This is a genomic window from Pseudomonas sp. Marseille-QA0332 (assembly GCF_054950175.1).
Genome location: NZ_CM143106.1, coordinates 4,378,190 through 4,402,094 on the forward strand (window position 1 = coordinate 4,378,190; position 23,905 = coordinate 4,402,094).

Sequence of the window (23,905 nt, forward strand, 5' to 3'; positions counted from 1 at the left end):
GGGGGCTGGGGTTTGCACGGAAAGTCCCCGAGCGGCGATCCTGCTGGCGGCTGTTCATGCAAACCCTAGTGACAAGACGAACCAACAGGGCTCGGACAGTAAAAATTCCCGGCGCCCAGCGGGCACCGGCGAATGACTTGGCCGGCAGCGCTACGCCCGAGGCTGTCGAGACCGCCTCGGGCGTAGCGCTGCTGGCGTCAGATCTCCCAGACCAGGTTGATGGCGAAGTTGCGCCCAGGCGCGGTCAGGCGCTCCAGGTTGGCCGGCTGGGTGACCGCCGCTTCGCTCTGGCCGTTGCTGCCGACTGCGGCATACCGGCGGACATCTTCCCATTGCAGGTACTTCTTGTCGGTCAGGTTGTAGAGCCCGGCATTGACCGTGAGCCCGTCGCTCAGCCGGTAGAAGCCGGTCAGGTCCAGCGTGCCGTAGCCGGCCGTGCGCAGGCTCGAGCTGCTGCCGTCGGGCGCATGGAACTGGCTTTCGTCGACGCGGTTCTTGCGTTTGACCAAGGTCCAGCTCAGCAGCGCGCCGTGGTCCGGCTGTTCATAGCCCAGCCCGAGCACGCTGGTCAGCGGGCTGATGCTGTTGAGCGGCTGCCCGGTATCGTCGTTGCGTCCATGCGCATAGGCGAGCGAAGCGCTGCCGTACAGGCCGTCGAGGCCGCCGAAGCGATCCAGGTTCAGGCGACCGCCGAGCTCGATGCCCTTGATGGTGGCCCGCTTGATGTTGTTGGCGCGGAAGGTGGTGCCCAGGTTGGCCGACTGGACCGCGTCTTCGTTTATGAAGTCGCGGTACTTGTTGTAGAAGACCGCCATGCCGAACGTGCCGGCATCGAAGTTGCCACGCAGGCCAGTCTCCAGGCCCTTGCTCTTTTCCGGTTCCAGGCTGGAATTGGGCTCGACCGTGTAGTCGCCGGCGGCGTTCTCGAAGCGTCCGTACAAGGCCTTGGCGGTCGGGGTGCGGAAGCCTTCGGCATACTGGCCGTACCAGGTGTGGTGCTCGTCGAGGGCGTAGGTGACGCCCAGCTTGGGCGAGACGCGGTGCCAGGTCTTGGCCGAGTCGTCGACCCTGGCTGGCGCGTCGTCCTGGCCTTGCAGCGAACGCAGGTAGGCATCGGTCATCTTCGGCTCGAGGCGGATCCGGTCGTAGCGCAGCCCTGGCAGGAAGGTCCAGTCGTTCCAGCGGATCTCGTTCTGGGCGAACAGGCTGTAGGTCTTGACGGTCGGATCGGGAAAATCGCTGACCCGTGCCTGGCCGTCCTGTTCGCTGCTGGCGCCGGGCGCCGGGCAGCCCACGCCTACGGCCAAGCAGGTGCCGGTGCCACTGCGCGAGCCGGTGATGCGTTCATGCTTGAAGGTGGCCCCGTAGGTCAGCAGATGATCCGTGGCACCGATGTCGAAGGCCTTGTCCAGCTGGGCGTCGAGCACCCATTGACGGTTCTGGTAGGTGGTCTGGCGAGTACGCAGGACCTGGCGCACGCGGGGCGCGTAGACCTCCTCGGTAGACTGGTCGGTCTTGGCGACCTGGTAGTCCAGGCTCCACCTGGCGCGGTCGGCAAGCGGCGAGGCGAGGGCGAAGTCATGGTCGATGCCGAAGCGTTCGCGGGTCACGGTGTCGTTGCCCAGGCGGCTGCGGTACATGCCGAACGGTCGGCCACTGATGAACGGCCCGCCCACGGCGCTGAGCACGTTCTCGTCGCGGTCATCCTTGTAGCGTTCGTAGGTCAGCCCCAGCCGGGCATCCTCGGCATAGTCCCAGCCAAGCTTGGCTAGCACGTTGGTGGTGCGCACGTCCTCGGGGTTGGCCTTGCTGCGTGCCAGGCCGGTACCACCCCGGTTGCCATGGGACTCGGTCTCGTGGCCGTTGCGCTGGCTCAGGTGCAGCAGGCCGTCGACATCGCCCTGGCGCGCGGCCACGGTGGCGGAGGTGAGCCAGCTCTGGTCGGCCGAGCTGTAGCCGGCCTTCAGGCGTGCGCCGGTGTCCTGGTCAGGCTTGATGACGTCCTCCGGATCGAGGGTGAAATAGCTGACCGCGCCGCCGATGGCGTTGCTGCCGTAGAGTACCGAGGCCGGGCCCCGGAGAATCTCGACACGCTTGACGATTTCCGGGTCGACGTAGTTGCGTTGCGTCTGGGCGTAGGGGCCGTAAAAGAAACTGTCGGGAATGGATACGCCGTCGATCTGGGTCAGCACGCGCTCGCCGTCGATGCCGCGGATATTGTAGCCATTGAGGCCGCTGCGCTGGCCGGTGCCACTGACGGCTACCCCCGGCTCATGACGGACCAGCTGCTTGATGTCGTTGACGTTCTGCCGGTCGAGCTGTTCGCGTGTCCGCACGCTCACGGTGCTGGGCACCGACGCGATGTGCTGGGCCGTGCGGGTGGCGCTGACCGTGAGCTGTTGCAGGGCGATGGCAGCGACCGAGGCCTGGCGCTCGAGCACCACGTTGCCGTCGCCGATCTTCCTGTAGCCCAGGCCGGTGCCTTGCAGCAGCCGCTGCAAGGCGACCTCGGCCGGCAGCGCACCCTGCACGCCAGGCGACGAGACGCCTTCGGCGAGCTCCGCGGAAAAGCCTACCTGCCAGCCGGTGACGCGAATGAACGCATCGAGCGCCTGGACCAGGCCCTGCTGGCCGATCGCGAAGCGGTGGTCGCCCAGGCGCGGGCTGCTCGCCTGGGCAGGCTCCGCGGCGAGCGTTGGCAGGCTGCAAGTGCCGCTGGCCAGCAGGGCGAGCGTCAGCAGGGATAGTCGTCCCATGCGGGAGGAAGAGGAAGGGTGGATGTGGCCTATGGACATCGAAAGCGCTCCCTGTCGCGCGAACTGTTATGGTTGCTGCTCAATTCCGATTAATGGGAATCAGTTGCATTGGCTATAACGAGACGCACGAGTCGAAGCGATCGCGTAAAAAAACCAGGTCAGTCGAGAATCACCAGCGCCGGATACGTCCGCAACCGCGCGGAGGTGACATGCGCCAAGGCGCGCAAGGTCTCCACGGGCTGGTCCAGGCGGTAGTTTCCAGTCACCTTGGTTTGCCCTAGCGGGCCGTTGCGATTGACTATCCAGCCGGGGTAATAGCGGCGTAGTTCATCGAGCACCTGGTTCATCGGGCAGTTCTCGAATACCAGGCGACCTTGCACCCAGGCCAGGTCCTGGCGCAGGTCGGTGCGCTGATGCGGGCCGAAGCCGTGCGGGCCGACACTGACGCTGTCGCCGGCACTCAGGCGCATGCGTTCGTCACTTGGCGCCTGCACATCAATGTCGCCCCGTTGCACGCGCACCTGGGCCTGCCCGTCGAGGTAGCGCACGGCGAAGTCGCTGTCGCGGGCCTGGGCGCGTAGCGGCCCGGCGCGCAGCTCCAGCGTAGCCCGACTGCCAGCAGGCAGCTGGAAATAGGCTTCGCCTTGCAGCAGGCGAGCCATCTGGCGACCCTCGCGCACGTCACTGGCCAACGCCGAGTCGGTATTGAGCAGGACCTTGACACCGTCGCCGAGCTGTAGCCGCTGACGTTCGCCGACCACGGTGAGATGATCGGCCTGCAGGCGCACGGGCAGGTTGCCAAGGGTCGCCAGGCCAACCAGCAGCGTCGCTGCCGTGGCCAGTGGCTTCCAATGCCGGCGCAGGCGGGCGGCAGGCGTGCTGCGTGCTGCCTGGTGCAGCTGCGTGGCGGCCTGGCGTAGGGCCAGGCCATTCCACAGGGCCTCGGCTTCTAGGTAGGCGCCGGCATTGTCCGGGTCGGCCTGCAACCAGCTTTCGAAATCACGAGTGTCCTGCTCGCTGGCGCATTGCAGGCGGATCAGCCAGTCCAGTGCCTGGTCTCTGGCGCTTGCCTGGGTAGCGGGCTCGGCAGGTGACGAAGGCGAGACGGGTCGTTGGCTCACGAAGGATCCTTGCACGGAGGGTTGCAGGAATGATCGGGGCGGTGCCGGCCGATGGCAAGGCCCTTGGTCGAATACCGCCGGCTCGCAGGATGTTCCCTGCGAACGGCGCTCGCGTGACGGGTCGCTGCGTTAGGCGGGCTTGCCTGGTCGCTGCTCGACGCCCGTTCAGGAGCCCTCGGCCAGGCGATCGGCCACGCCCATGCAGATGGCCATGATCAGCTTGAGTTCCTTCTGCACGGTGCTCGGCGAGACGCCCAGGCGGTCAGCGATTTCCTGGTAGCTGGCGCCGTGCAATCGGCTCAAGATGAAGATCTGCTGCTGGCGCCTGGTCAACTGGCCCAGGCTGACGCTCAGGTGCCTGAGCATGTGCTCGGCGTGGGCGGCGTCCTCGCTGCTGCCCAGCGGTGCGGCGACGTTTTCCAGGACCTGCTCGGGTACGTCGTCGAGCAGCGTGCGGGCCTGCAGGCGCCGCGCGCGCAGATGATCGAGGGCAAGGTTGCGCGCGGTCTGGAAGACGAACGGCTCCAGATGTTCGATCGGCCGCTCGCGCAGTGCCTTGGTGACCCGCAGGTAGGTTTCCTGAAGCAGGTCCTCGGCCGTGCTGGGGTTGTCGACCATGCGCTGCAACGTGCGCAGCAGCGTGGTGCGCTGGGTGAGAAAGACTGAGTTGAACCGGGAGTGACTCACGAAGATACCTGGCCGACCTGAACTTAATGATAATGCTTATCATCTTTCATGCGGGTCAAGCACTGAAACATCTGGTATCCACGCGTGGTGCTGCCATCGGCCTTGCCAAGCCCTGCAAAGGCAAAGGCAAGGGCTGGCAGAACCGTAGCCGCGGCGACTCAAACGCTGCGCGTGACCCCACCGTCGACCTTGATGTTCTGGCCGGTGATGTAGGCGGCACCGTCGCTGGCCAGGAAGGCGATGGTCGCGGCGATTTCCTCGACGCTGCCGTAGCGCTTGAGCGGTATGCTGTCACGGCGTTGCTCGGTGGCCGGCAGGCTGTCGATCCAGCCTGGCAGGATATTGTTGATGCGGATGTTGTCCTTGGCGTAAGTGTCGGCGAAGAGCTTGCTGAACGAGGCCAGGCCGGCGCGGAACACGGCGGAGGTCGGGAACAGGTCCACTGGCTCGAAGGTCCAGGCGCTGGAGATGTTGATGATCACGCCGCCTTGCTGGCGCTGCATGATCGGCGTGACCAGCCGGGTCGGACGAATGACGTTGAGCAGGTAGGTGTCCATGCCCTTGTGCCAGTCGTCGTCGCTGATTTCCAGGATCGGCGCGCGTGGGCCGTGGCCCGCGCTGTTGACCAACACGTCGATCCGTCCCCAGCGGTCCTGGACGGTTTCCACCAGGCGCGCGAGGTCGGCGACCGACTGGTTGCTGCCGGTCACGCCAATGCCGCCGAGCTCCTTGGCCAGCGCCTCGCCCTTGCCGGATGAGGACAGCACGGCGATCCGGAAACCTTCGGCGGCCAGGCGCCGGGCCGCCGCTGCGCCCATGCCGCTGCCACCAGCGGTGACGATAGCTACCTTTTCTACTGCCATGGAGATTCTCCTTCGCGTCGATGATCGAATGCATCCAGCCTAGCAGCGGGTTCGGACGCGAGGGAGGCAGGCACGCTTTCGACTGACAGTAGAAAAAACATACCCTGGAAGCCGGGTGGTTTGCCATGAATGGAAGATATGAGCATCGACCGAGTAGCGAGCCTATGTCATCGATGCTACGACCCACGCCTCGTCGAGAGGAGGGCGAACCAGGACTGCGCGGGAAGAAACCGGAAGGAAGATGGAGCGGGTAGAGGGAATCGAACCCTCAACTAAAGCTTGGGAAGCTTTCGTTTTGCCACTAAACTATACCCGCTTGCGAAGCGACCCGATGCGTGAAACCAGCGCCCTTGTCTGGGCCTTGCCGCTCGGAGCCCGATGTTTTACCAGAACTCCCGCCTGATGAGAAGCCCGGCGCGCTGAAAACCTCCAATCCACGACCTTTGCTGGGCGGCCGACTCGCTGCTGCGCTCGACTGGCAGCCTTCACCTGCGCCACCGAACGCCGTTCACACCGTCTCGATCTCGGCGCGTGTCAGTTCACGGAACTGCCCTGGGGCCAGGCCTGCATCCAGCACGATATCGCCCATGCGCTCGCGATGCAGGCCGATGACCTTGTTGTCGAAGTAGCCGAACATGCGCTTGACCTGATGATAGCGCCCCTCGACGATGGCCAGCCGCGCCTGGCGCGGGCCGAGCAGGGTGAGGCGGGCCGGTAGCGTGACCAGGTCCTCGAAGGCGAAATGGAAACCCTGGCTGAATTTTTCCACGTAGTGCTCGCCGATCTCGTCCTCGGTTTCCACCAGGTAGATCTTCGGCAACTTGGCGCGCGGCTGGGTCAGGCGTCTTGACCATTGCCCGTCGTTGGTCAGGACCAGCAAGCCGGTGGTGTTGTAGTCGAGCCGCCCGGCAATGTGCAGGTCCGCGCCCAGTTCACCGGGGAGCAGGTCGATCACGGTGCGATGGCGCGAGTCACGGGTTGCGCTGACGCATCCGGCGGGCTTGTGCAGCATCAGGTAGCGTGCCGGCTGGCCGGCCTGGAGCAACTGCTGGTCGACTTCCACGCGAGTGAAGGCAGTGACCGGGTGCAGCGGATCGGTGACAGGCTCACCATCGACCCGCACGCGTCGTTGCGCCAGCAGCAGGCGTACCTGCTGACGGTTGTGGCACGGCAGGTTGCCGAGGAAACGGTCCAGGCGCATGCGCGGGTTCTAGCCGGCCGTCTCGAGCGAGCTGGCCGCTGGCCGGTCCGCGCGCGTGGCGCAGCGCTGGCACAGGCAAGCCTGGCCGCGCTGCGCTTCGGGCAGGGCCTGGAGCACGGCCGGGTCGATGTTCACGGCCTGGCACCAGCAGGCCTGCGTGGCGCTGCGCGGATCGGCCAGGCTGCAGGCGTTGGCGGCGCCGCACGCGGGGCAATGGCGGGTGTCAGGCATGTTCGGGTTCGCTCGTTTCGTAGCAGACACGGTTGCGTCCGCCTTGCTTGGCCTGGTAAAGGGCATGGTCGGCACGGCTGATAAGGCTGTGCAAGGTATCGTCGGCGCGACGCTCGCTGAGCCCGATGCTGGTGGTCAGGCGCAGCGGCTTGCCAGCGAACTCGAAAGCCAGCTGCTCGGTTCGCCGACGGATCTTCTCCGCCACTTCGCGGGCACGGCCTTGCTCGACGTCGCGCAGGAGCACGATGAATTCCTCGCCGCCCCAGCGACACAGTATATCCGACTGGCGGAGGCTGCCGCGCAGCACCTCGGCGAACTGGCGCAGCACTTCGTCGCCGGCCAGGTGGCCATGGGTGTCGTTGAGCGCCTTGAAGTGATCGAGGTCGATCAGCAGTGCCACCAGGGCCACCTGCTCGCGTTCGGCCTCGCCCAATGCCTGGCCGGCCATGCGATCGAAGCTGCGCCGGTTGGGCAGGCCGGTCAGGCTGTCGAGACCGGCAAGGATCTCGGTGTTGTGCTGGTGACGCTTGATCATGGCATTGAGCAGCGAAAGCACCACCAGGGTGATCATGGTGCAGATCACCAGGTTCAGGTACAGCGACTGGCGGATGCGATCCAGCGCGCCGTCCTCGCGCTTGTCGATCATCAGGTACCAGTCGAGCTCGGGGACCCGGCGCACGTTGAGGTAATGGCTGTGCCCGTCCTGGTCGCGGTATTCGTGGCTCCCCTGGCTCGGTGTCGGCATGCTGGCCAGCAGCCCGCGCAGTTGGCGTTGCTGGTCGAGCCGCTGGCCGGCGCGCATGCCGTGTGGGCCGCCTTGCGAGCCGGTCAGCAGGATGCGGCCCTGGGCGTCGGTGAAAAATATCGAGCGGCCATAACGCTGCTGGTAGTCGTCGATCATTTGCACCAGCGAGGCCACGCTCAGGCCGACGCCCGCGGCACCGATGAAGCGCTGCTGGTAGTCCAGCACGCGATAGTTGATGAACACGGTAAGACTGTCCTGGTTGGCCATGTCCAGGTCGACGTTGATCTCATAGGGCTCGGACAGGTCGCGCAGGCGGAAATACCAGGCATCGCGCCAGTTGCCGGGCTCGATGCGCTTGAGCACGCCCTTGGCCTGGTAGTAGACACGACTGCGCTCGGAAACCAGGAAAGCGGTGCGGGTCTGTTGCTGGTCGAGGATTTCGCCCAGGTAGCGGGTGACCTGCCGCGGGTCCTGTTCTCCGGCAAGTATCCAGTCGCGCAGGAAGGTATCGCGGGCCATCATGGCGGCGATCAGGACCGGACGCACCAGGTCCTTCTGGATTTCCGAATAGACCGTATCGGAGGTCAATGGCAGTTCCGTGTTGACGATACCGTCACGGATCGCCCCGCGCGAAGCGAAGTAGCTCAGCAGCGAGGTCGCCAGAAAACCGCAGGCCAGCAACACCAGCAGCGCCAGGAGCAGCGAGCGTTGCGAAAACAGGGCGGAACGTGAAGGCATGATCTTCCCGTGATGTGTGCCAGTGGCGCCATTCTAGAGCGGTGCAAGCGGATTGACTGCATTGTTTTGCAAGGTGCAAAGCCTTGTATCAATTTGTTACGGACATGGCACTGCACGCCAGGTGCATTGTCTGATTCGAGGTCGACGAACGTTTGCTGATCGACCCCCGCCAGCGTCGCTGGTCCGGGCTCTCAGCGGTCCGGGAGGCCGCCATGCACAGAATCCTGATGCTCGCACTGCTTGGCCTGTTGACCAGCGCCTGCGCACCTTACGAGGGATATTACCGCACGCAGTACCATTCGGCCGGGCCATCCATCCAGCCGGGCTACTATCGTGTCGATCGCTATCATGTCGCACCGCAGCCGCGTTACTACTACAACACGCAGCCGCGCTACCATCACGGTCAGCCGCCGCGCTACTACCAGCCAGCGCCGCCGCCGCAGTTTCGTCCCTATCCGCCCCCCGGTGTCAATCCCAGGTGGCATGGCAACTATCGCCAGGACCAGCGCTTCATCGGTGATCGCCACCGCCACGATCATCGCCTGGGCCAACCACGCTACGATGAGCGCCTTCACTACGACCGGCGCGGCGAACGCGCTCCGCGCTACCACGAGCGGGGTGGTCAGCGCTGGCAGCGTTGAGTCAAGCCAGGTCCGCCAGTGGGTGTGGGCCTTCCCAGCAAGGGCTGAAGTGCGCCTGGACCACCGCGTCCGGTATCCGCTCGATATCGGGCCAGTGCCAGCGCGGAGCGTTGTCCTTGTCCAGCAGGCGCGCGCGTACCCCTTCGCTGAATTCCGGATGGCGGCAGCAGTTCAGGCTCATGGTGTATTCCATCTGCAGGGCCTGCCCCAGCGACAGGCGCCGGGCCCGCTGCAGTTGTTCCCAGACCAGATGCGCCGTCAAGGGGCAGCCGCCATGCACACGCTGGCCGGCCTGCGCCATCAGCGGGTCGGCATCCTCGCGCAGGTCGCTCAGTGCCCGCCAGGCGGCGTGTGGCTCGGCCACGTCCAGCAACGCGTCGATGCGCGCGCGTCGTGGCAGCCACTGCGCGGCGGGCAGCTGTTCGTGAGCGCGGTGCTGCTCGGCCTTGAGCAGGCTGTTGAGCTGCAGCGCCGGTTGCGCCTGCCAGTTCAGCTGCAGCAGTTCGTCGATCAGGTCGGCCTGCTGGTGTTCGCCCAGGAAGCGGTCGGCAAGGCCCAGGTCGAGCGCGTCGCGGGCGTTGAGCGTGGAGCCGGTGAGGCCGAGGAACAGGCCGAGCCTGCCGGGCAGGCGGTTCAGGTACCAACTGGCGCCCACGTCGGGGTACAGGCCGATGCCGATTTCCGGCATCGCCAGTCGGCTGCTTGGGGTGACGATACGGATGCCGGCACCCTGCAGCAGGCCCATGCCGCCGCCGAGCACATGGCCATGGCCCCAGCACAGCAATGGCTTGGGGTAGGTATGCAGGTAATGGTCGAGACGATATTCGGTGGCGAAGAAGCGCGCCGCCAGCGGGACGACGCTGCCCGGCTGCTCGCGGCAGGCCTGGGCCAGGCTGCGCACATCGCCCCCGGCGCAGAACGCCTTGTTGCCGGCGCCGCGCAACAGCACGCAGGCCACGGCCGGATCGTTGGCCCACAATTGCAGCAGCTCGTGCAGGCGTTCGACCATGGACAGGGTCAGGGCATTGAGGGACTCGGGCGCATCCAGGGTGACGATGCCGATGCGGGCGCCGTGCGCACCGCTGCGTAGCTCATGGTGAATGGACATGGACGACCTCGTTGTATTTGTCGGCTCAAGTATGGCTGGTCGGAGCGATCTCGTCGCTCGTCGGTCGGATTCATTGACAACCCGGGACAGCTTTCCTACCGTCCCGCCATCTGCCAACGGATGACCCCATGACCGACGACGATCGCATCAAGCTCGAACCCAGCTGGAAGGCGGCCCTGCGTGCCGAATTCGACCAGCCTTACATGCACCGCCTGCGCGAGTTCCTGCGCGAAGAGCACGCTGCCGGGAAGGAGATCTATCCACCTGGGCCGATGATCTTCAACGCCTTGAATTCCACGCCCCTGGATGCAGTCAAGGTGGTCATCCTCGGGCAGGACCCCTATCACGGCCCAGGCCAGGCCCATGGGCTGTGCTTCTCGGTCCAGCCCGGCGTCCCGGCACCGCCTTCGCTGGTCAACATCTTCAAGGAGCTGCAGCGCGACCTGAACATCCCGATACCGACGCACGGCTGCCTGCAGAGCTGGGCCGAACAGGGCGTGCTGCTGCTCAACACCACCATGACCGTCGAGCGCGGCAACGCGGCCTCGCATGCCAGGAAAGGCTGGGAGTCGTTCACCGATCGGATCATCCAGCTGGTCAGCGAGCACTGCGAGCACGTGGTGTTCCTGCTCTGGGGCAAGCACGCCCAGAGCAAGCAGGTACTGATCGACGGGACCAAGCACTTGGTGCTCAAGTCGGTGCATCCGTCGCCGCTGTCGGCCCATCGCGGCTTCCTGGGCTGCGGACATTTCAGCCGGGCGAACAGCTTCCTCGAGCAGTGGGGCCTGGCACCAATCGACTGGTCGCTGCCGCCCTTGTCCAACTGACCGTAGCGCTCATTCACATCAGCGCGCTGGGTGGTCCGGTGAATCCGTCTCGGGCCACCTGGCCGCCCATTGGCGAAACAGCGGCTCGGCCAGGAACAGCACGAACAACAATCGCATCACCTGCATGGCCGTGACCAGTGGCACCGACAGTTGCAGGGTCTCGGCGGTCAGGCTCATCTCGGCGATGCCGCCGGGCATCATGCCCAGGGTCAGCGAGCGCAGGTCCAGCAGGGTCAGGCTGCTGAGCAGCCAGGCAGCAGCGGCGGCGACCAGCATGCTCAAGGCGGTGGCCAGCAAGGTCCGCCCGAGGAAGGACGGCGCGCGGCGGAAGAACGCTCGGTTGAAATGACAGGCCAGGCCGCTGCCGATCAGCCATTGGCCGATCTGGCTGGCGCCGTCCGGCAGGCTGGTCTGCAAGCCCGCCGCCAAGCTGGTGGTGGCGGCCACCAGCAGCGGACCGAACAGCCAGGGATTGGGCTGGCGCAGGCGTTGCCAGGCCCACGCGGCCAGCAGGCCGAGCGGGGCGACCAGCGCCAGCCAGCCCCAGTCGACCCCACCGACGTGATGCATCGCTACCCCTTCACCGAGCAGCAGCTTGAACAGCGCCGGCACGCACAGGACCACCGTCAGCACTCGCAAGCTCTGCGCGGCGGCCACCTGGCCGAGCGCCGCGCCGTTGCGCGCACCGAGGTTGACCATCTCGCCCGAGCCGCCGGGCATGCTGGCGAAGAAGGCGGTAGGCCTGTCCTCGCCGGTACGCCTCAACAGCCACACGCCGATCACGCTGGAAACGCTGGTCAACAGCGCGCCGAAGAAGATCAGCGCAAAGTGGCTGGCCACCTGCTCGATGATCGCCGGCGTGAAATGCAGGCCGATGCCGATGCCGATGATCCACTGGCCGCACTTGCGACCGCCCGGAATCTCGCTGAGCTGCCAGGGGGTCAGGCAGCGCACGAGGATGATCGCCAGCAGCGAGCCCACCATCCATGGCAGGGGCCAGCCGGCCTGACTGGCGAGAAACCCGCCAGCCAGGCCGACCAGGCCGGTGACCCAGTACAGTGGCAGCTTGCCCTCAGGCATCGGCCAGGGCCTGGCGCTGTTTGGCGCGGCGACGCCAGATGCGCAGCAGCGGCAGGGCCAGCATGCACAGGGTCAGGACCCAGACCGACAAGCTGATCGGGCTGGACCAGAGGATTCCCAGCTCACCGTTGGAGATCGACAGCGCGCGCCGCAGGTTCTGCTCCATCAGACCGCCGAGGATGAACCCCAGCAGGATCGGCGACAGCGGGAAGTCGAGCTTGCGCAGGATGTAGCCAAGAATGCCGATGCCGACCATCAGGAACAGGTCGAAGGTGGTGGCATGCACGGCATAGACGCCGATCGCGGTGATGATCGCGATGACCGGCACCAGTGCCCAGTTCGGTACGGCCAGGATGCGGGTGAAGATGCGGATCATCGGGATGTTCAGGATCACCAGCATGATGTTGGCGATGAACAGCGAGGCGATCAGGCCCCAGACGATGTCTGGCTGCTGCTCGAACAGCAGTGGCCCTGGCGTGATGTTGTACAGGGTCAGTGCGCCGATCATCACGGCGGTGGTGCCCGAGCCCGGGACCCCAAGGGTCAGCATCGGCACCAGGGCGCCGCAGCAGGATGCGCCGATGGCTGTCTCTGGCGCGGCCAGGCCACGCTTGTCGCCCTTGCCGAAGCTGCCCGAGGTGCCGGCGAGGCGTTTTTCGGTCATGTAGGCCACGGCGCTGGCCAGAGTCGCGCCGGCACCGGGCAGCACGCCCATGATGAAGCCAAGCAGGCCGCAACGGATGTTGACCACGAATACCGAGGCCGCTTCCTTGAGGTTGAACAGCATGCGTCCGGTCGCTTTCACCGCCTGGTGGCCGTGATGGGTCTTTTCCAGCAGCAGGAGGATTTCGCTGATGGAGAACAGGCCCAGCACCAGCACCACGAACTGAATGCCATCGGCCAGGTGCACGCTGTCGCCGGTGAAGCGGTAGACACCACTGTTGGCGTCGATGCCGACACTGGAAAGGAACAGTCCGATCAGCGCGGCGATGAACGTCTTCAGCGGTTTGTCACCGGCCATGCCGCCCAGGCAGACGATGGCGAAGACCATGAGCACGAAGTATTCCGCCGGGCCGAAGGCGATCGCCCACTTGGCCAGCAGCGGTGCGAACAGGACCATACCGCAAGTGGCGATGAAGGCGCCGATGAACGAACTCCAGGCCGACAACGACAGCGCCACGCCGGCCAGGCCCTGGCGAGCCATGGGGTAGCCGTCGAGGGTGGTCATCACCGTGGAGGCTTCGCCTGGAATGTTCAGCAGGATCGAGCTGATCCGTCCTCCGTATTCGCAGCCCAGGTAGACCGCCGCCAGCAGGATCAGCGCCGATTCCGGCGGCAGGCCGAGGGCGAAGGCGATCGGGATCAGCAAGGCCACGCCATTGATCGGGCCCAACCCCGGCAACAGGCCGACGACCGTGCCGATCAGCGTTCCGCTCAGCGCGGTGACCAGGTTGTAGGGGCTCAGGGCAACGCCGAAGCCTTGCCCGAGGTAGCTCAAGGTATCCATGTTTCAGTTCTCCAGTCCGGCGAGCAGGCCCAGGGGCAGAGGGACATCCATCACGCGGTCGAACAGCCAGTACAGGAACAGGCTCATGCCGATCACCACCAGGGCGCCATGCAGCCAGCGGCCACCATAGAGGCGGGCCATGGGCAGGCCGGTCAGGATCGCGCTGAGAATGAAACCCAGCGCTTCGAAGGTGGCGGCGAAGACGACCAGCAGGCCCACGCAGCAAGCGATCTTGACCAGGGTCTGTCGGTCCAGCTCCGGCTCGTCGTCCTTGCGCACGATCGGCGTGGGGCGGATCGCCAGGTACAGCAGGCCCAGGCCCATCAGGGCAAGCATGAGCAGCGGATAGGCCCGTGGGCCGACCGGTTCGTAGGAAAACGCGGCCTGGTAAGGCCAGGCCATCACCGCCAGCGCGGCACAGACCGCCAGCAGGGCCAGGGCGAAAATGCGTTGCAGGATCATCGTGGGAATCCTCATGAAGAGCGATCGAGAGCTGCCTGGCCCGGACAACGTCATCTCCGCGTCATCCGGAACAGGCAGCGCTGTCGTCAGGGCTTACTGGATCAGCCCGAATTCCTTGGCCAGGGCCTTGTAGTCGGCGACCTGCTTCTTCACGTAGCCATCGAGCTGCTCGCCGGTCATGGCGAACGGGAACAGCTCGCGCTGGTCACGCAGCTCGGCGAACGCCTCGGACGCCAGCAGCTGGTCGAACGAAGCTTTCCACCAGGCATAGTCCTCGTCGCTGACTTTCGGGCCCAGGTAGAAGCCACGCACCACTGGCCAGACGATGTCGTAGCCCTGTTCCTTGGCCGTCGGGATGTCCTTCATCTCCGGTTCGTCCAGGCGATTCTCGGAGAACACGGCGAGGATGCGCATGTTGCCGCTCTGGATATGCGGCATGGAGTCGGAAATGTCGGTCGAGCCGACCTGGATGTGGCCGCCCAGCAACGCAGTGGCGATCTCGCCGCCGCCTTCGAGAGCGACGTAGCGCAGGTCGCGCGGGTTGATCCCGGCGGCCTTGGCGATCAGTGCGGTCTGCATCCAGTCCTGGCTGCCGACGGTGCCACCGGAGCCGATTACCACCTTGCTCGGGTCCTTCTTCAACGCGGCGACCAGGTCATCCAGGGTCTTGTAGGGAGAGTCGCTCTTCACCGCGATCGCGCCGTAGCTGGTGCCGACCGCCGCCAGCCATTTCACCGCGTTCTCGTCGAAGCGGCCGAACTTGCCCTGGGCAAGGTTGAGCAGCGAGCCGCTGGACCAGGCCACCAGTGTCCCGGCATCGGCGGGGCGTTGCGCTACCACCGCGTTGTAGGCCACCGCGCCGACGCCACCGGGCATGTAGGTCACGCGCATGGGCTTGCTGAGGATCTTCTCGTTGACCAAGGCGCTCTGCACCAGCTTGCAGGTCAGGTCGAAGCCGCCGCCGGGGGAGGCCGGGGCGATGCATTCGGGGCGCTTGGGTTCGGCGGCCAGGGCGTTGCCAGCCAGCAGCAGGCAGCCTGTGGCAAGGACGAGGCGGCGTAGTGAAGAGGTCATCGTCTATCTCCGGGGTGTTGTTGTTGTCGGATTACCAAAGGGCCACGCTGTAGCTCACCAGCAGCCGCACTTCATCGGCGTCGCGAGCGAAGTTGGAGCGGAAGGTGGCGTTGCGCAGGCGTACGGCGACGTTTTTCAACGGACCGCCTTGGACCACGTACTTCAGTTCGCTGTTGCGTTCCCATTCCTTGCCTTCGCCACCCTCGGCACGGCTGACATTGTCGCCGCTGATGTAGCGAGTCATGAACGTCAGGCCGGGGATGCCCAGCCGGGTGAAGTCGTAGTCGTAGCGCAGCTGCCAGGAGTGCTCGTCGGCTGCGGCGAAGTCGTTGATCTGGACGAAGTTGACCAGATAGGGATCGGCCCCATCGATGTAGGGGAAGGCACTGTCGCCGGACAGGTGCTGGTAGGTAGCGCTGAACTTGTGGCTGTCGATGGCGTAGCTGAGCATGCCGTTGGCCGCGGTATTGTCGATCTTGCCGGCGCGCGCCTGGCCCTGGTCGTCGCTGACGGAAAGACGCAGGTCGGCGACCAGGTTGCCTGGCCCCCAGGGCTGGCTGGCGACCAGGCCGATGAAATGCTGGCGGTAGACGTCGTCGAGCTGAGCGAAGTGGTAGCTGCCGGTGACGCGCTCGGAGAACTGGTAGTCCAGGCCAGCCAGGTCATAGTGATCGCCGACCACGGTGGCGCCGAAGCGATTGTTCTTGTTGTTCAGCGCAATGTCTTCGCGATTGGTGTCGTTGCGGTCCTTGGCCTTTTCCAGGCGACCCCCGGTGAAGGTCAAGCCGTCGATTTCCTCGGAGGTCAGCAAGCCGCCTTCGAAGGTCTGCGGCAGGATGCGGCCATCGTTGGGCTGCAACGTCGGCAGCTCGGGAATCAGCGTGCCGAACTTCAGTTCGGTGCGCGACACCTTGATCTTGCCGGTCAGGCCGAGCTTGGAGTATTCGTCGGCGGCGCGACCATCGTCATGGGTTGGCAGCAGGCCACTGCCGGTGCGATCCGGGCTGGAGTCGAGCTTGACCCCCACCATGCCCAGCGCATCGATGCCCAGCCCCACGGTCCCTTCGGTATAGCCGGACTGGACGTTGAGCATGAAGCCCTGGGCCCATTCGTCGCGCTTGGACTGCTGGCTGCTGGTGCCATCGCGGAAATCGCGGTTGAAGTACATGTTGCGGGTTTCGAAGGTGGCCTTGCTGTCTTCGAGGAAAGCGGCCTGGCTCATCGGGGCGACGCTGGCGAAGGCCAGAGCCGTGGCGATGGTAGAGGGACGAGCGGGATGAGATCGGGCAGGCATGCACGCCTGAGGCTGTGAGGACAGCATCGTCGACTGACTCCGTTTATTGTTCTTATCGGTGCACCTTCATGGCGCATTTTCGGCATCATTGGTGTGCCGTGGTGCGATGCTAGGTAACGAACCTTTCACCAACCTTTCAATTTGAAAGGTTTGTTACGAGGGGCTTCACAGCGCTGGAGACAGGGTTACACTCCGCGCCCATCCTTGAGCCGAGACGGGAGAGAACGATGCGGGTCCTGCTGGTCGAAGATCATCTGCAACTGGCTGAAAGCGTTGCCCAGGCCCTCAAGGGCACAGGGCTGACCGTCGATGTGCTGCATGACGGCGTGGCGGCGGACCTTGCACTGGCCAGCGAGGACTACGCGGTGGCCATCCTCGATGTCGGTCTGCCGCGCATGGATGGCTTCGAAGTGCTGGCCCGCCTGCGTGGGCGTGGACGCAACCTGCCGGTACTGATGCTCACCGCGCGCAGTGACGTGAAGGACCGGGTACATGGACTCAACCTCGGCGCCGACGACTACCTGGCCAAGCCCTTCGAACTCACCGAGCTGGAAGCGCGAGTCAAGGCCCTGTTGCGCCGCAGCGTGCTCGGCGGCGAGCGCCAGCAGCACTGCGGGCCGCTGGTCTATGACCTCGACACCCGGCGCTTCAGTCTGGGCGAGCAGACCCTGACCTTGACCTCTCGCGAGCAGAGCGTGCTCGAGGCGTTGATTGCCCGCCCAGGCCGGGTGATGAGCAAGGAGCAGCTGGCAGCGCAGGTATTCGGCCTGGACCAGGAGGCCAGCCCCGATGCGATCGAGATCTATATCCACCGGTTGCGCAAGAAACTCGACGGCCAGCCCGTGGCCATCGTGACCTTCCGCGGCCTGGGCTACCTGCTCGAGCATCGCGATGCGTGAGGCCGACAGCCTTCGCGCGCGGCTGCTGTGGAATCTCGCGCTGCTGCTGGTGATACTGATGCTGGCCAGTGGGCTGAGCGCCTACTGGAACGGCCGCGAGGCAGCCGATACGGCCTATGACCGTACCTTGCTGGCCTCGGCACGCACCATTGCCGCCGGTCTTTCGCAGCGCGACGGCACGCTCAGCGCGGATGTGCCCTACGTGGCCCTGGATACCTTCGCCTATGACAGTGCCGGACGCATCTTCTACCAGGTGCTGGACATTCACCAGAAACTGATCTCCGGCTACGAGCAGTTGCCAGCGCCGCCGCCGGGGACGCCGCGTACCGATGACTATCCGGCCTTGGCACGGTTCTACAACGCGACCTATCTTGGCCAGAACGTGCGAGTGGTCAGCCTGCTCAAGGCCGTGAGCGAACCGAACATGAACGGCATGGCCGAGATCCGCGTGGCCGAGACCGAGGAGGCCAGGGTGCGCATGGCCCAGGGGCTCATGGCCGACACCTTGTTGCGCCTGGGCATGCTGGCACTGGGTGCGCTACTGATGGTCTGGTTTGCCGTCAGCGCGGCGTTGCGTCCGCTCGAGCGTCTGCGCACGGCGGTCGAAGAGCGGCAGCCGGACGACCTCAGTGCCCTGCCAGTGGTCGAGGTGCAGCGGGAGCTAAGGCCGCTGGTCCGGGCTCTGGATCATTTCACCGAGCGGCTGCGTGGTCAGTTCGAGCGCCAGGCGCAGTTCATCGCCGATGCTGCCCATGAGCTGCGCACCCCGCTGGCAGCGCTCAAGGCGCGGATCGAACTGGGGCTGCGCGCCGACGAGCCGCAGACCTGGCGCCAGACGCTGGAAGCGGCCGCGCAAGGTACCGATCGGCTCACTCACCTGGCCAACCAGCTGCTTTCCCTGGCCCGTGTCGAGAACGGCGCGCGAGCCATCGCCGAAGGGGGCGCGCAGCGCCTGGACTTGAGCCAGCTGACTCGCGAACTGGGCCTTGCCATGGCACCGCTGGCCCATGCCCGCGGCATCGCCCTGGCGCTGGAGGCACAGGCGCCGGTCTGGCTCAAGGGCGAGCCGACGCTGCTCAACGAGCTGCTGAACAATCTGGTGGACAATGCCTTGGCGCATACCCCGTCCGGTGGCAGCGTGACCTTGAGGGTGCTGGCGCCGGCGATCCTGGAAGTGGAAGATGACGGGCCGGGCATCCCGGCGCACGAACGCGAGCGGGTCTTCGAGCGCTTCTATCGCGGCAGCGCGCAGGGCACCGGCCTGGGGTTAGCCATCGTCGGTGAAATCTGCCGCGCACACCTGGCGCAGGTGAGCTTGCACGATGGCGCCAGTGGCGGGCTGCGAGTGAGGGTGAGCTTCATCGCCGGCCAGTGAGCCGAGCGTGCTCAGTGCAGCAGGCTGCGGGCATCGAGCAGCTCGAGCACGTCCAGCTCGGTGCCGGCGGCCAGGCCGAGGTGGCGATAGGCGGGCAGGGCGTCCACCGGGCGGTCGGGCTCGCGCTTGCTCAGCCGACGAGCGATCTGCACCACGTCGATGTAGTCGATCCGCTCGGTTCGCCGTTGCAAGTCGCGAATCTGTCCCGGCAGCCGGACCAGCTGTTCGGGAAACTCCCAGGCGCTGAGAATCTTGTCGCCCAGCACTGGCTGGATCTGCTCGATGACGTGCTCCAGGCAGACAGGGTCGGCCAACAGTTCGTTGTGCTCCTCGGCGTAGATCAGCACGGGCAAGGCGCCGATCTGGTGGACCAGGCCGCCAAGCGCCGCCTGGTCCGGCTTGAGTGGGGTGTGCCGGCGGCTCAGCTCGTAGCTGATGCCGGCCACTTCCAGGCTGTTGCTCCAGATCGCGCGAAGCTTCTGTTCGACCACTGGCGAGCGGGCCCGGAAGATCTGCTCGATGACCAGCCCGACGGCCAGGTTGCAACTGTAGTTGATGCCCAGTCGGGTGATCGCGGTATGCAGGTCGGTGACTTCGACGCTCGCGCGCAGCAACGGACTATTGACCACCTTGATCAGGCGCGCCGACAACGCCGCGTCGCGACCGATCACCCGGCTCAGCGCGGCGACGCTTATCTCGCTGTCCTCGGCGGCTTCACGGATGCTCAGTGCGACTTCAGGCAGGGTCGGCAGCACCAGGTCATCGTTTTCGATGGCGGCAAGCAGCTGCTCCTGGACCATCTCGGCCAGCTTGTTCATGGATTCTTCTACTACTACGGTGCAAGTGCAGCCCCGCGGCGCGCGGGGCAGGCGGGTCAGCGCTGGATTTCCCGATCACGGTCCAGTTCGTAAGGCAGGCTCAGCACGGCCAGCCGCGGGCCCTCCAGGCTGCCCAGGTGCAGGTTGCCATCTTCGATGGCCTCGGCACCGACCACCGCGAGCAGCTCGCAGCCCTGCTCGCTGCGCGCGGCGAGCACCACCTCGCCGACCGAAGAGCCGTGCGTGGGCGAGAAGATCGCGGTACCCGGCGCCGGTGGCGCCGATTGTTCCAGCGCCAGGCGATACTGCCGACGCTTGAGCTTGCCCAGGTACTGCATGCGGGCGACGATTTCCTGGCCGGTGTAGCAACCTTTCTTGAAGCTCACGCCGCCGACGGCCTGCAGGTTGATCATCTGCGGGATGAACAGTTCGCGCGTCTGGGCCATGACCTGGCCGAGGCCGGCCCGCACCTGGCCGAGCAGCCAGTCGTTGAGTTCGCCTGCCGGCAGCAGCCTGGCAAGCGCCTCGCCCAGCGTCCCGGCCTGCCGCGCCGGGGCCCAGAGCTCGGCCCGGCCAGGCGAGACGCGCACCGCGATCAGGTCGTCCAGGCGCACGGTGGCGCCAGCCTCGTCGTTCAGCTCCAGCCCCAGGGACGCCAGGGCGGCCTCACCCTGGTGGACGCCGAAGCGCGCCCAGGCCTGGCTTTCGTCCTCCAGCGTGGCCTTGGAAAACACCGCGTACTTCTTCAGGTCGGCAAGCTGCGGCTCGAGCAGTTCGCGGGCCATGGCCAGCAGATAGCCGTTGCCTTCGGGCAGGATGCGAAAGCTCGATTGCATGCGCCCCTTGACCATGCAGCGCGCGCCCAGGCTGGAATGGGACGGGTCGAGGTAGTTGATGTTGCAGGTCAGCTGGCCCTGCAGGAACTTGCCGGCATCGGAGCCGCGCACGGCAAGAATGCCTTCGTGGCTCAGCGGGCAGAAGAAAGCGGAATCGGCCATGGGTCATCGCACGTCGTGAATTCTGCGCCCATGATAGAACGCCAGGGCCAAAATAGGTAGGCAGCGCGCTGTTCGCCCGTGACCGGCCGCCGGCCTACCTCGACCAACGCCGCGTGCCGCTTCGTCGGAGGCCCTGTATACTGGCCGGCCATTCGAGGAGGGCCCCATGGTCGAACAATCTGAACTCAACCGGCTTTTCTGGCACAGCCGTCGCGGCATGCTGGAGCTGGACGTGCTGCTGGTGCCTTTCACCCAGGAGGTCTATGCCAGCCTGGACGAGGCGGACCGCGAGCTGTATCGCCGCTTGCTGACCTGCGAAGACCAGGACCTGTTCGGCTGGTTCATGGAGCGCAACGAGTCCGAGGATCCGGAGCTGCAACGCATGGTTCGCATCATCCTGGACCGTGTCCAGCCCAAGTGAACGCTTCGAGTGCCACTGGCAAGGCTCGCGCCTGTTGCTGGTGGCCTATCTCGCCTGCCTGGCGCTGGCTCTGGGCGTGCTTGGCCTGGCCGCGCTGCCCGGCTGGCTCCGACTGGCGCTGTGCCTGGCCTGCCTGACGCATGCTGCCTGGGCCATTCCCCGACGCATCCTGCTCGACCATCCCCAGGCCGTGACCGGCTTGCGCCGTGACCCCGCCGGCTGGTGGCTGTATTCGCGCGCCGGTGGTTGGCAAGCGGCGCGCCTGTGCCGCGACAGTGTCGCCTTGCCGGGGCTGGTGGTGTTGCGCTTCGTCCGGCAAGGCGACCGGTTTGCCCGGGCCCAGTGCATCCCGGGCGACGCCTTGGCACCCGAGCTGCATCGCCGGCTGCGGCTGAGGCTGAAGTTCAGCCGGCGCCGTTGGGCGGCACCAGGATAGTGTCCAGCGCCCGTGGCAGCAGCTGTGGATAGTCCAGCGTATGGTGCAGGCCTCTGGACTCCTTGCGCGCCATGGCCGAGCGGATCATCAGTTCGGCGACCTGGGCCAGGTTGCGCAGCTCGATCAGGTCCCGGCTGACCTTGTAGTTGCTGTAGAACTCGTCGATCTCGTCGAGCAGCAGGCGTACCCGGTGAGCCGCGCGCTGCAGGCGCTTGCTGGTGCGCACGATGCCGACGTAGTCCCACATGAAGCGCCGCAGCTCGTCCCAATTGTGCGCGATGATGATGTCCTCGTCCGAATCGGTGACCTGGCTGGCATCCCAGCAGGGCAGGGCCTCTGGCATGTCGACCTGGTTCAGGCGGGATTGGATGTCGAGCGCGGCGGAGCGTCCATAGACGAAGCATTCGAGCAGCGAATTGCTGGCCATGCGATTGGCGCCGTGCAGGCCGGTGAAACTGGTTTCGCCGATGGCATACAGGTTCGGCACGTCGGTCAGGCCACGCTGGTCGACCACCACGCCGCCGCAGGTATAGTGCGCGGCCGGTACCACCGGGATCGGCTGGCGGGTGATGTCGATGCCGAACGACAGGCAGCGTTCGTGGACCGTGGGGAAGTGGCTCTTGATGAACTCGGCCGACTTGTGGGTGATGTCCAGATAGACGCAATCGATGCCCAGGCGCTTCATCTCGTGGTCGATGGCGCGCGCGACGATGTCCCGCGGCGCCAGCTCCTCGCGCGGATCGAAGCGCGGCATGAAGCGCTCGCCGCTGGGCAGGCGCAGCAGCGCGCCCTCGCCGCGCAGGGCCTCGGTGATCAGGAAGCTCTTGGCCTGGGGATGGTAGAGGCAGGTGGGGTGGAACTGGTTGAATTCCAGGTTCGCCACCCGGCAGCCGGCACGCCAGGCCATGGCGATGCCATCGCCGCAAGCGCCGTCGGGATTGCTGGTGTAGAGGTAGACCTTGGCCGCCCCGCCGGTGGCCAGCACGGTGAAGCGCGCCCCATGGGTGTCGACTTCGCCAGTGCCACGGTCCAGGACATAGGCGCCGAGGCAGCGCTCGCCCTCCAGGCCCAGCCGGCGCTCGGTGATCAGGTCGATCGCGACGCGCTGCTCCAGCAGCTCGATGTTGGGCTGACGCCTGGCCTGCTCGAGCAAGGTGTTGAAGATCGCCGCACCCGTGGCATCGGCGGCATGGATGATGCGTCGGTGGCTGTGCCCGCCCTCGCGGGTCAGGTGGAACTCGAAACCGCCGTCATCCACCCCGTGACCTTCGTCGCGGGTGAAAGGCACGCCTTGCTCGATCAGCCATTCGATGGCTTCGCGGCTGTGTTCGACCGTGAAGCGCACGGCCGCTTCGTCGCACAACCCGCCACCGGCATCGAGGGTGTCCTCGACATGGGACTGGACCGTGTCGGCATCGTCGAGCACGGCGGCAACGCCGCCCTGGGCCCAGAAGGTCGAACCGTTGGCCAGCTCGCCCTTGCTCAGCACCGCGACGCGCAGATGGCGGGGAAGGTTGAGTGCCAGGCTCAAGCCTGCTGCACCGCTGCCGATCACAAGGACATCATGTTGGAATCGTTGGCTCATGTCGGGGCACTAGTAATCTTCGGGAAGGGAACGGCACAATAGCCATGCGCAGATGGCATTGTGAAAGTATCGTGAAACCAGAGCGGTTGCCTTTATAGCAGCCACTGGCGCCGATTTTCCATGGGCGCCGGTCGATCGAGCAATTTTTCTGGGAACTTTCCATCCGGGGTGGATATCCATAGAAGGCTGCCCGCAGTTCACGATCGCCGTGGCGACGCAGGCGGTAGCTTCATCCGGGCTGGCCCTGCGTATCGAAGACTAGAATATCGACGTGGGCGGCAATGATCGCGCTACGTCTTCCATGCAGGCCGACCGAGGCCGCAGGAAACTTGCTTGGAGGGGAGAACTTTTGCGCGAAGCCCGAGTCTATGGTTGCAAGCCTGAGCGATGCTCGTTGCAACGCTCCTTCGAGATCATCGAGGAGTGTTCATGCTAACCCAGGAAGAGGATCAGCAGCTTGTCGAGCGCGTACAGCGCGGCGACAGGCGAGCGTTCGATCTGTTGGTGGTGAAGTACCAGCACAAGATTCTCGGATTGATCGTGCGTTTCGTACACGATACCCACGAGGCCCAGGATGTGGCGCAGGAGGCCTTCATCAAGGCGTACCGGGCGCTTGGGAACTTCCGCGGCGACAGTGCGTTCTACACGTGGCTGTACCGCATCGCCATCAACACGGCGAAGAATTACCTGGTGTCCCGCGGAAGGCGGCCACCGGACAGCGATGTGAGCTCCGAGGATGCGGAGTTCTACGACGGCGATCATGGCCTCAAGGATCTCGAGTCTCCTGAGCGCTCGTTGTTGCGGGATGAAATCGAAGGCACTGTCCATCGCACAATCCAGCAGCTGCCTGAAGATTTGCGCACGGCCCTGACATTGCGCGAATTCGATGGTCTGAGTTACGAGGACATTGCCAGTGTCATGCAATGTCCGGTGGGTACCGTGCGCTCCAGGATCTTCCGCGCTCGGGAGGCCATCGATAAAGCCCTGCAACCGTTGTTGCAGGAAACCTGAGACAGCGGCCACAGCCTTGAGAGGAAC

Annotated in this window: 23 protein-coding genes and 1 tRNA gene; 7 read left to right on the forward strand and 17 right to left on the reverse strand. The window is 65.5% G+C overall.

What is annotated here, in order from left to right; genetic code table 11:
• Positions 1–197 precede the first annotated feature (197 nt).
• From ACY8GK_RS20220 to ACY8GK_RS20255, 8 genes are all read right to left on the reverse strand, one after another.
• A complete protein-coding gene (locus tag ACY8GK_RS20220) occupies positions 198–2,795 on the reverse strand; it encodes a TonB-dependent receptor (RefSeq protein ID WP_462401901.1) in 2,598 nt (865 codons plus the stop codon).
• Between the two features lie 119 nt (positions 2,796–2,914).
• Positions 2,915–3,877, reverse strand: a complete 963-nt coding sequence (locus tag ACY8GK_RS20225) for a FecR family protein (RefSeq protein ID WP_462401902.1) — start codon at positions 3,875–3,877, stop codon at positions 2,915–2,917.
• 165 nt (positions 3,878–4,042) lie between these two features.
• Entirely contained in the window at positions 4,043–4,564 is a 522-nt protein-coding gene (locus ACY8GK_RS20230) for an RNA polymerase sigma factor (protein ID WP_196181099.1), read from the reverse strand.
• 158 nt (positions 4,565–4,722) lie between these two features.
• Positions 4,723–5,427: an SDR family oxidoreductase gene (locus ACY8GK_RS20235; protein WP_196181097.1), complete on the reverse strand. Its 705-nt coding sequence runs from the start codon at positions 5,425–5,427 to the stop codon at positions 4,723–4,725.
• A gap of 242 nt (positions 5,428–5,669) precedes the next feature.
• A tRNA-Gly gene (locus tag ACY8GK_RS20240) sits at positions 5,670–5,743 on the reverse strand.
• Between the two features lie 192 nt (positions 5,744–5,935).
• On the reverse strand, positions 5,936–6,628 hold the full coding sequence (locus ACY8GK_RS20245) for a pseudouridine synthase (protein WP_196180578.1): 693 nt from the start codon (positions 6,626–6,628) through the stop codon (positions 5,936–5,938).
• Between the two features lie 9 nt (positions 6,629–6,637).
• Positions 6,638–6,859 (reverse strand): cysteine-rich CWC family protein, encoded by a 222-nt coding sequence (locus ACY8GK_RS20250; protein WP_462401903.1) that lies wholly within the window; start codon positions 6,857–6,859, stop codon positions 6,638–6,640.
• Positions 6,852–8,342 (reverse strand): sensor domain-containing diguanylate cyclase, encoded by a 1,491-nt coding sequence (locus ACY8GK_RS20255; protein ID WP_462401904.1) that lies wholly within the window; start codon positions 8,340–8,342, stop codon positions 6,852–6,854. Before ACY8GK_RS20255 ends, ACY8GK_RS20250 begins: the two co-directional genes overlap by 8 nt.
• A 212-nt stretch (positions 8,343–8,554) precedes the next feature.
• Here ACY8GK_RS20255 and ACY8GK_RS20260 point away from each other — a divergent pair, with 212 nt between their 5' ends.
• Complete coding sequence (locus ACY8GK_RS20260) at positions 8,555–8,983, forward strand: hypothetical protein (RefSeq protein WP_196180592.1); 429 nt, start codon at positions 8,555–8,557, stop codon at positions 8,981–8,983.
• Between the two features lies 1 nt (position 8,984).
• On the opposite strand, the gene ACY8GK_RS20265 is transcribed toward ACY8GK_RS20260, so the two are convergent.
• Complete coding sequence (locus ACY8GK_RS20265; RefSeq protein ID WP_196180594.1) at positions 8,985–10,091, reverse strand: enoyl-CoA hydratase/isomerase family protein; 1,107 nt, start codon at positions 10,089–10,091, stop codon at positions 8,985–8,987.
• A 128-nt stretch (positions 10,092–10,219) separates the two neighbouring features.
• Here ACY8GK_RS20265 and ung point away from each other — a divergent pair, with 128 nt between their 5' ends.
• Positions 10,220–10,918 (forward strand): uracil-DNA glycosylase, encoded by a 699-nt coding sequence (gene ung / locus ACY8GK_RS20270; RefSeq protein ID WP_196180596.1) that lies wholly within the window; start codon positions 10,220–10,222, stop codon positions 10,916–10,918.
• Positions 10,919–10,936: 18 nt separating this feature from the next.
• Here ung and ACY8GK_RS20275 read toward each other — a convergent pair whose 3' ends face one another.
• The 5 genes from ACY8GK_RS20275 to ACY8GK_RS20295 all read right to left on the reverse strand — a co-directional run bounded on the left by ACY8GK_RS20275 (position 10,937) and on the right by ACY8GK_RS20295 (position 16,362).
• Complete coding sequence (locus ACY8GK_RS20275; protein ID WP_196180598.1) at positions 10,937–11,998, reverse strand: AbrB family transcriptional regulator; 1,062 nt, start codon at positions 11,996–11,998, stop codon at positions 10,937–10,939.
• Positions 11,991–13,505, reverse strand: coding sequence for a tripartite tricarboxylate transporter permease (locus tag ACY8GK_RS20280; protein WP_196180600.1), 1,515 nt, complete (start codon positions 13,503–13,505; stop codon positions 11,991–11,993). Before ACY8GK_RS20280 ends, ACY8GK_RS20275 begins: the two co-directional genes overlap by 8 nt.
• 3 nt (positions 13,506–13,508) lie before the next feature.
• On the reverse strand, positions 13,509–13,967 hold the full coding sequence (locus ACY8GK_RS20285) for a tripartite tricarboxylate transporter TctB family protein (RefSeq protein WP_196180602.1): 459 nt from the start codon (positions 13,965–13,967) through the stop codon (positions 13,509–13,511).
• A gap of 93 nt (positions 13,968–14,060) precedes the next feature.
• On the reverse strand, positions 14,061–15,041 hold the full coding sequence (locus ACY8GK_RS20290; protein ID WP_196180604.1) for a Bug family tripartite tricarboxylate transporter substrate binding protein: 981 nt from the start codon (positions 15,039–15,041) through the stop codon (positions 14,061–14,063).
• Between the two features lie 31 nt (positions 15,042–15,072).
• Positions 15,073–16,362 carry an OprD family porin gene (locus ACY8GK_RS20295; RefSeq protein ID WP_196180606.1) on the reverse strand — a complete coding sequence of 430 codons (1,290 nt, stop codon included), beginning with the start codon at positions 16,360–16,362 and terminating at the stop codon, positions 15,073–15,075.
• Between the two features lie 200 nt (positions 16,363–16,562).
• On the opposite strand from ACY8GK_RS20295, the gene ACY8GK_RS20300 reads away from it, so the two are divergent.
• Positions 16,563–17,234: a response regulator gene (locus tag ACY8GK_RS20300; protein WP_196180608.1), complete on the forward strand. Its 672-nt coding sequence runs from the start codon at positions 16,563–16,565 to the stop codon at positions 17,232–17,234.
• Positions 17,227–18,609, forward strand: a complete 1,383-nt coding sequence (locus ACY8GK_RS20305) for a sensor histidine kinase (protein WP_196180611.1) — start codon at positions 17,227–17,229, stop codon at positions 18,607–18,609. The genes ACY8GK_RS20300 and ACY8GK_RS20305 overlap by 8 nt, the downstream gene beginning before the upstream one ends.
• A gap of 11 nt (positions 18,610–18,620) precedes the next feature.
• On the opposite strand, the gene ACY8GK_RS20310 is transcribed toward ACY8GK_RS20305, so the two are convergent.
• Both ACY8GK_RS20310 and ygfZ read right to left on the reverse strand, forming a co-directional pair.
• The gene (locus ACY8GK_RS20310; protein ID WP_196180613.1) at positions 18,621–19,427 is read right to left on the reverse strand and encodes an HDOD domain-containing protein; all 807 of its coding nucleotides are present in this window, start codon (positions 19,425–19,427) and stop codon (positions 18,621–18,623) included.
• A gap of 56 nt (positions 19,428–19,483) precedes the next feature.
• Positions 19,484–20,425 (reverse strand): CAF17-like 4Fe-4S cluster assembly/insertion protein YgfZ, encoded by a 942-nt coding sequence (gene ygfZ, locus ACY8GK_RS20315; protein WP_196180615.1) that lies wholly within the window; start codon positions 20,423–20,425, stop codon positions 19,484–19,486.
• Between the two features lie 166 nt (positions 20,426–20,591).
• Here ygfZ and ACY8GK_RS20320 point away from each other — a divergent pair, with 166 nt between their 5' ends.
• A complete protein-coding gene (locus tag ACY8GK_RS20320; RefSeq protein ID WP_196180617.1) occupies positions 20,592–20,846 on the forward strand; it encodes an FAD assembly factor SdhE in 255 nt (84 codons plus the stop codon).
• Positions 20,830–21,282, forward strand: coding sequence for a protein YgfX (locus ACY8GK_RS20325; protein ID WP_196180619.1), 453 nt, complete (start codon positions 20,830–20,832; stop codon positions 21,280–21,282). The genes ACY8GK_RS20320 and ACY8GK_RS20325 overlap by 17 nt, the downstream gene beginning before the upstream one ends.
• On the opposite strand, the gene nadB is transcribed toward ACY8GK_RS20325, so the two are convergent.
• Positions 21,251–22,867: an L-aspartate oxidase gene (nadB, locus tag ACY8GK_RS20330; protein WP_462401905.1), complete on the reverse strand. Its 1,617-nt coding sequence runs from the start codon at positions 22,865–22,867 to the stop codon at positions 21,251–21,253. The two genes, ACY8GK_RS20325 and nadB, sit on opposite strands and share 32 nt — an antisense overlap.
• Positions 22,868–23,296: 429 nt before the next feature.
• Here nadB and rpoE point away from each other — a divergent pair, with 429 nt between their 5' ends.
• Entirely contained in the window at positions 23,297–23,878 is a 582-nt protein-coding gene (gene rpoE / locus ACY8GK_RS20335; RefSeq protein WP_196180623.1) for an RNA polymerase sigma factor RpoE, read from the forward strand.
• Positions 23,879–23,905: the final 27 nt, after the last annotated feature.

Bases quoted from the DNA above. Each gene is read 5' to 3' on its own strand.
- ACY8GK_RS20220 (WP_462401901.1), bottom strand. From the start codon at position 2,795: ATGTCCATAGGCCACATCCACCCTTCCTCTTCCTCCCGCATGGGACGA.
- ACY8GK_RS20235 (WP_196181097.1), bottom strand. From the start codon at position 5,427: ATGGCAGTAGAAAAGGTAGCTATCGTCACCGCTGGTGGCAGCGGCATG.
- ACY8GK_RS20245 (WP_196180578.1), bottom strand. From the start codon at position 6,628: ATGCGCCTGGACCGTTTCCTCGGCAACCTGCCGTGCCACAACCGTCAG.
- ACY8GK_RS20250 (WP_462401903.1), bottom strand. From the start codon at position 6,859: ATGCCTGACACCCGCCATTGCCCCGCGTGCGGCGCCGCCAACGCCTGC.
- ACY8GK_RS20255 (WP_462401904.1), bottom strand. From the start codon at position 8,342: ATGCCTTCACGTTCCGCCCTGTTTTCGCAACGCTCGCTGCTCCTGGCG.
- ACY8GK_RS20260 (WP_196180592.1), top strand. From the start codon at position 8,555: ATGCACAGAATCCTGATGCTCGCACTGCTTGGCCTGTTGACCAGCGCC.
- ACY8GK_RS20265 (WP_196180594.1), bottom strand. From the start codon at position 10,091: ATGTCCATTCACCATGAGCTACGCAGCGGTGCGCACGGCGCCCGCATC.
- ung (WP_196180596.1), top strand. From the start codon at position 10,220: ATGACCGACGACGATCGCATCAAGCTCGAACCCAGCTGGAAGGCGGCC.
- ACY8GK_RS20275 (WP_196180598.1), bottom strand. From the start codon at position 11,998: ATGCCTGAGGGCAAGCTGCCACTGTACTGGGTCACCGGCCTGGTCGGC.
- ACY8GK_RS20280 (WP_196180600.1), bottom strand. From the start codon at position 13,505: ATGGATACCTTGAGCTACCTCGGGCAAGGCTTCGGCGTTGCCCTGAGC.
- ACY8GK_RS20285 (WP_196180602.1), bottom strand. From the start codon at position 13,967: ATGATCCTGCAACGCATTTTCGCCCTGGCCCTGCTGGCGGTCTGTGCC.
- ACY8GK_RS20290 (WP_196180604.1), bottom strand. From the start codon at position 15,041: ATGACCTCTTCACTACGCCGCCTCGTCCTTGCCACAGGCTGCCTGCTG.
- ACY8GK_RS20295 (WP_196180606.1), bottom strand. From the start codon at position 16,362: ATGCTGTCCTCACAGCCTCAGGCGTGCATGCCTGCCCGATCTCATCCC.
- ACY8GK_RS20300 (WP_196180608.1), top strand. From the start codon at position 16,563: ATGCGGGTCCTGCTGGTCGAAGATCATCTGCAACTGGCTGAAAGCGTT.
- ACY8GK_RS20305 (WP_196180611.1), top strand. From the start codon at position 17,227: ATGCGTGAGGCCGACAGCCTTCGCGCGCGGCTGCTGTGGAATCTCGCG.
- ACY8GK_RS20310 (WP_196180613.1), bottom strand. From the start codon at position 19,427: ATGAACAAGCTGGCCGAGATGGTCCAGGAGCAGCTGCTTGCCGCCATC.
- ygfZ (WP_196180615.1), bottom strand. From the start codon at position 20,425: ATGGCCGATTCCGCTTTCTTCTGCCCGCTGAGCCACGAAGGCATTCTT.
- ACY8GK_RS20320 (WP_196180617.1), top strand. From the start codon at position 20,592: ATGGTCGAACAATCTGAACTCAACCGGCTTTTCTGGCACAGCCGTCGC.
- nadB (WP_462401905.1), bottom strand. From the start codon at position 22,867: ATGAGCCAACGATTCCAACATGATGTCCTTGTGATCGGCAGCGGTGCA.
- rpoE (WP_196180623.1), top strand. From the start codon at position 23,297: ATGCTAACCCAGGAAGAGGATCAGCAGCTTGTCGAGCGCGTACAGCGC.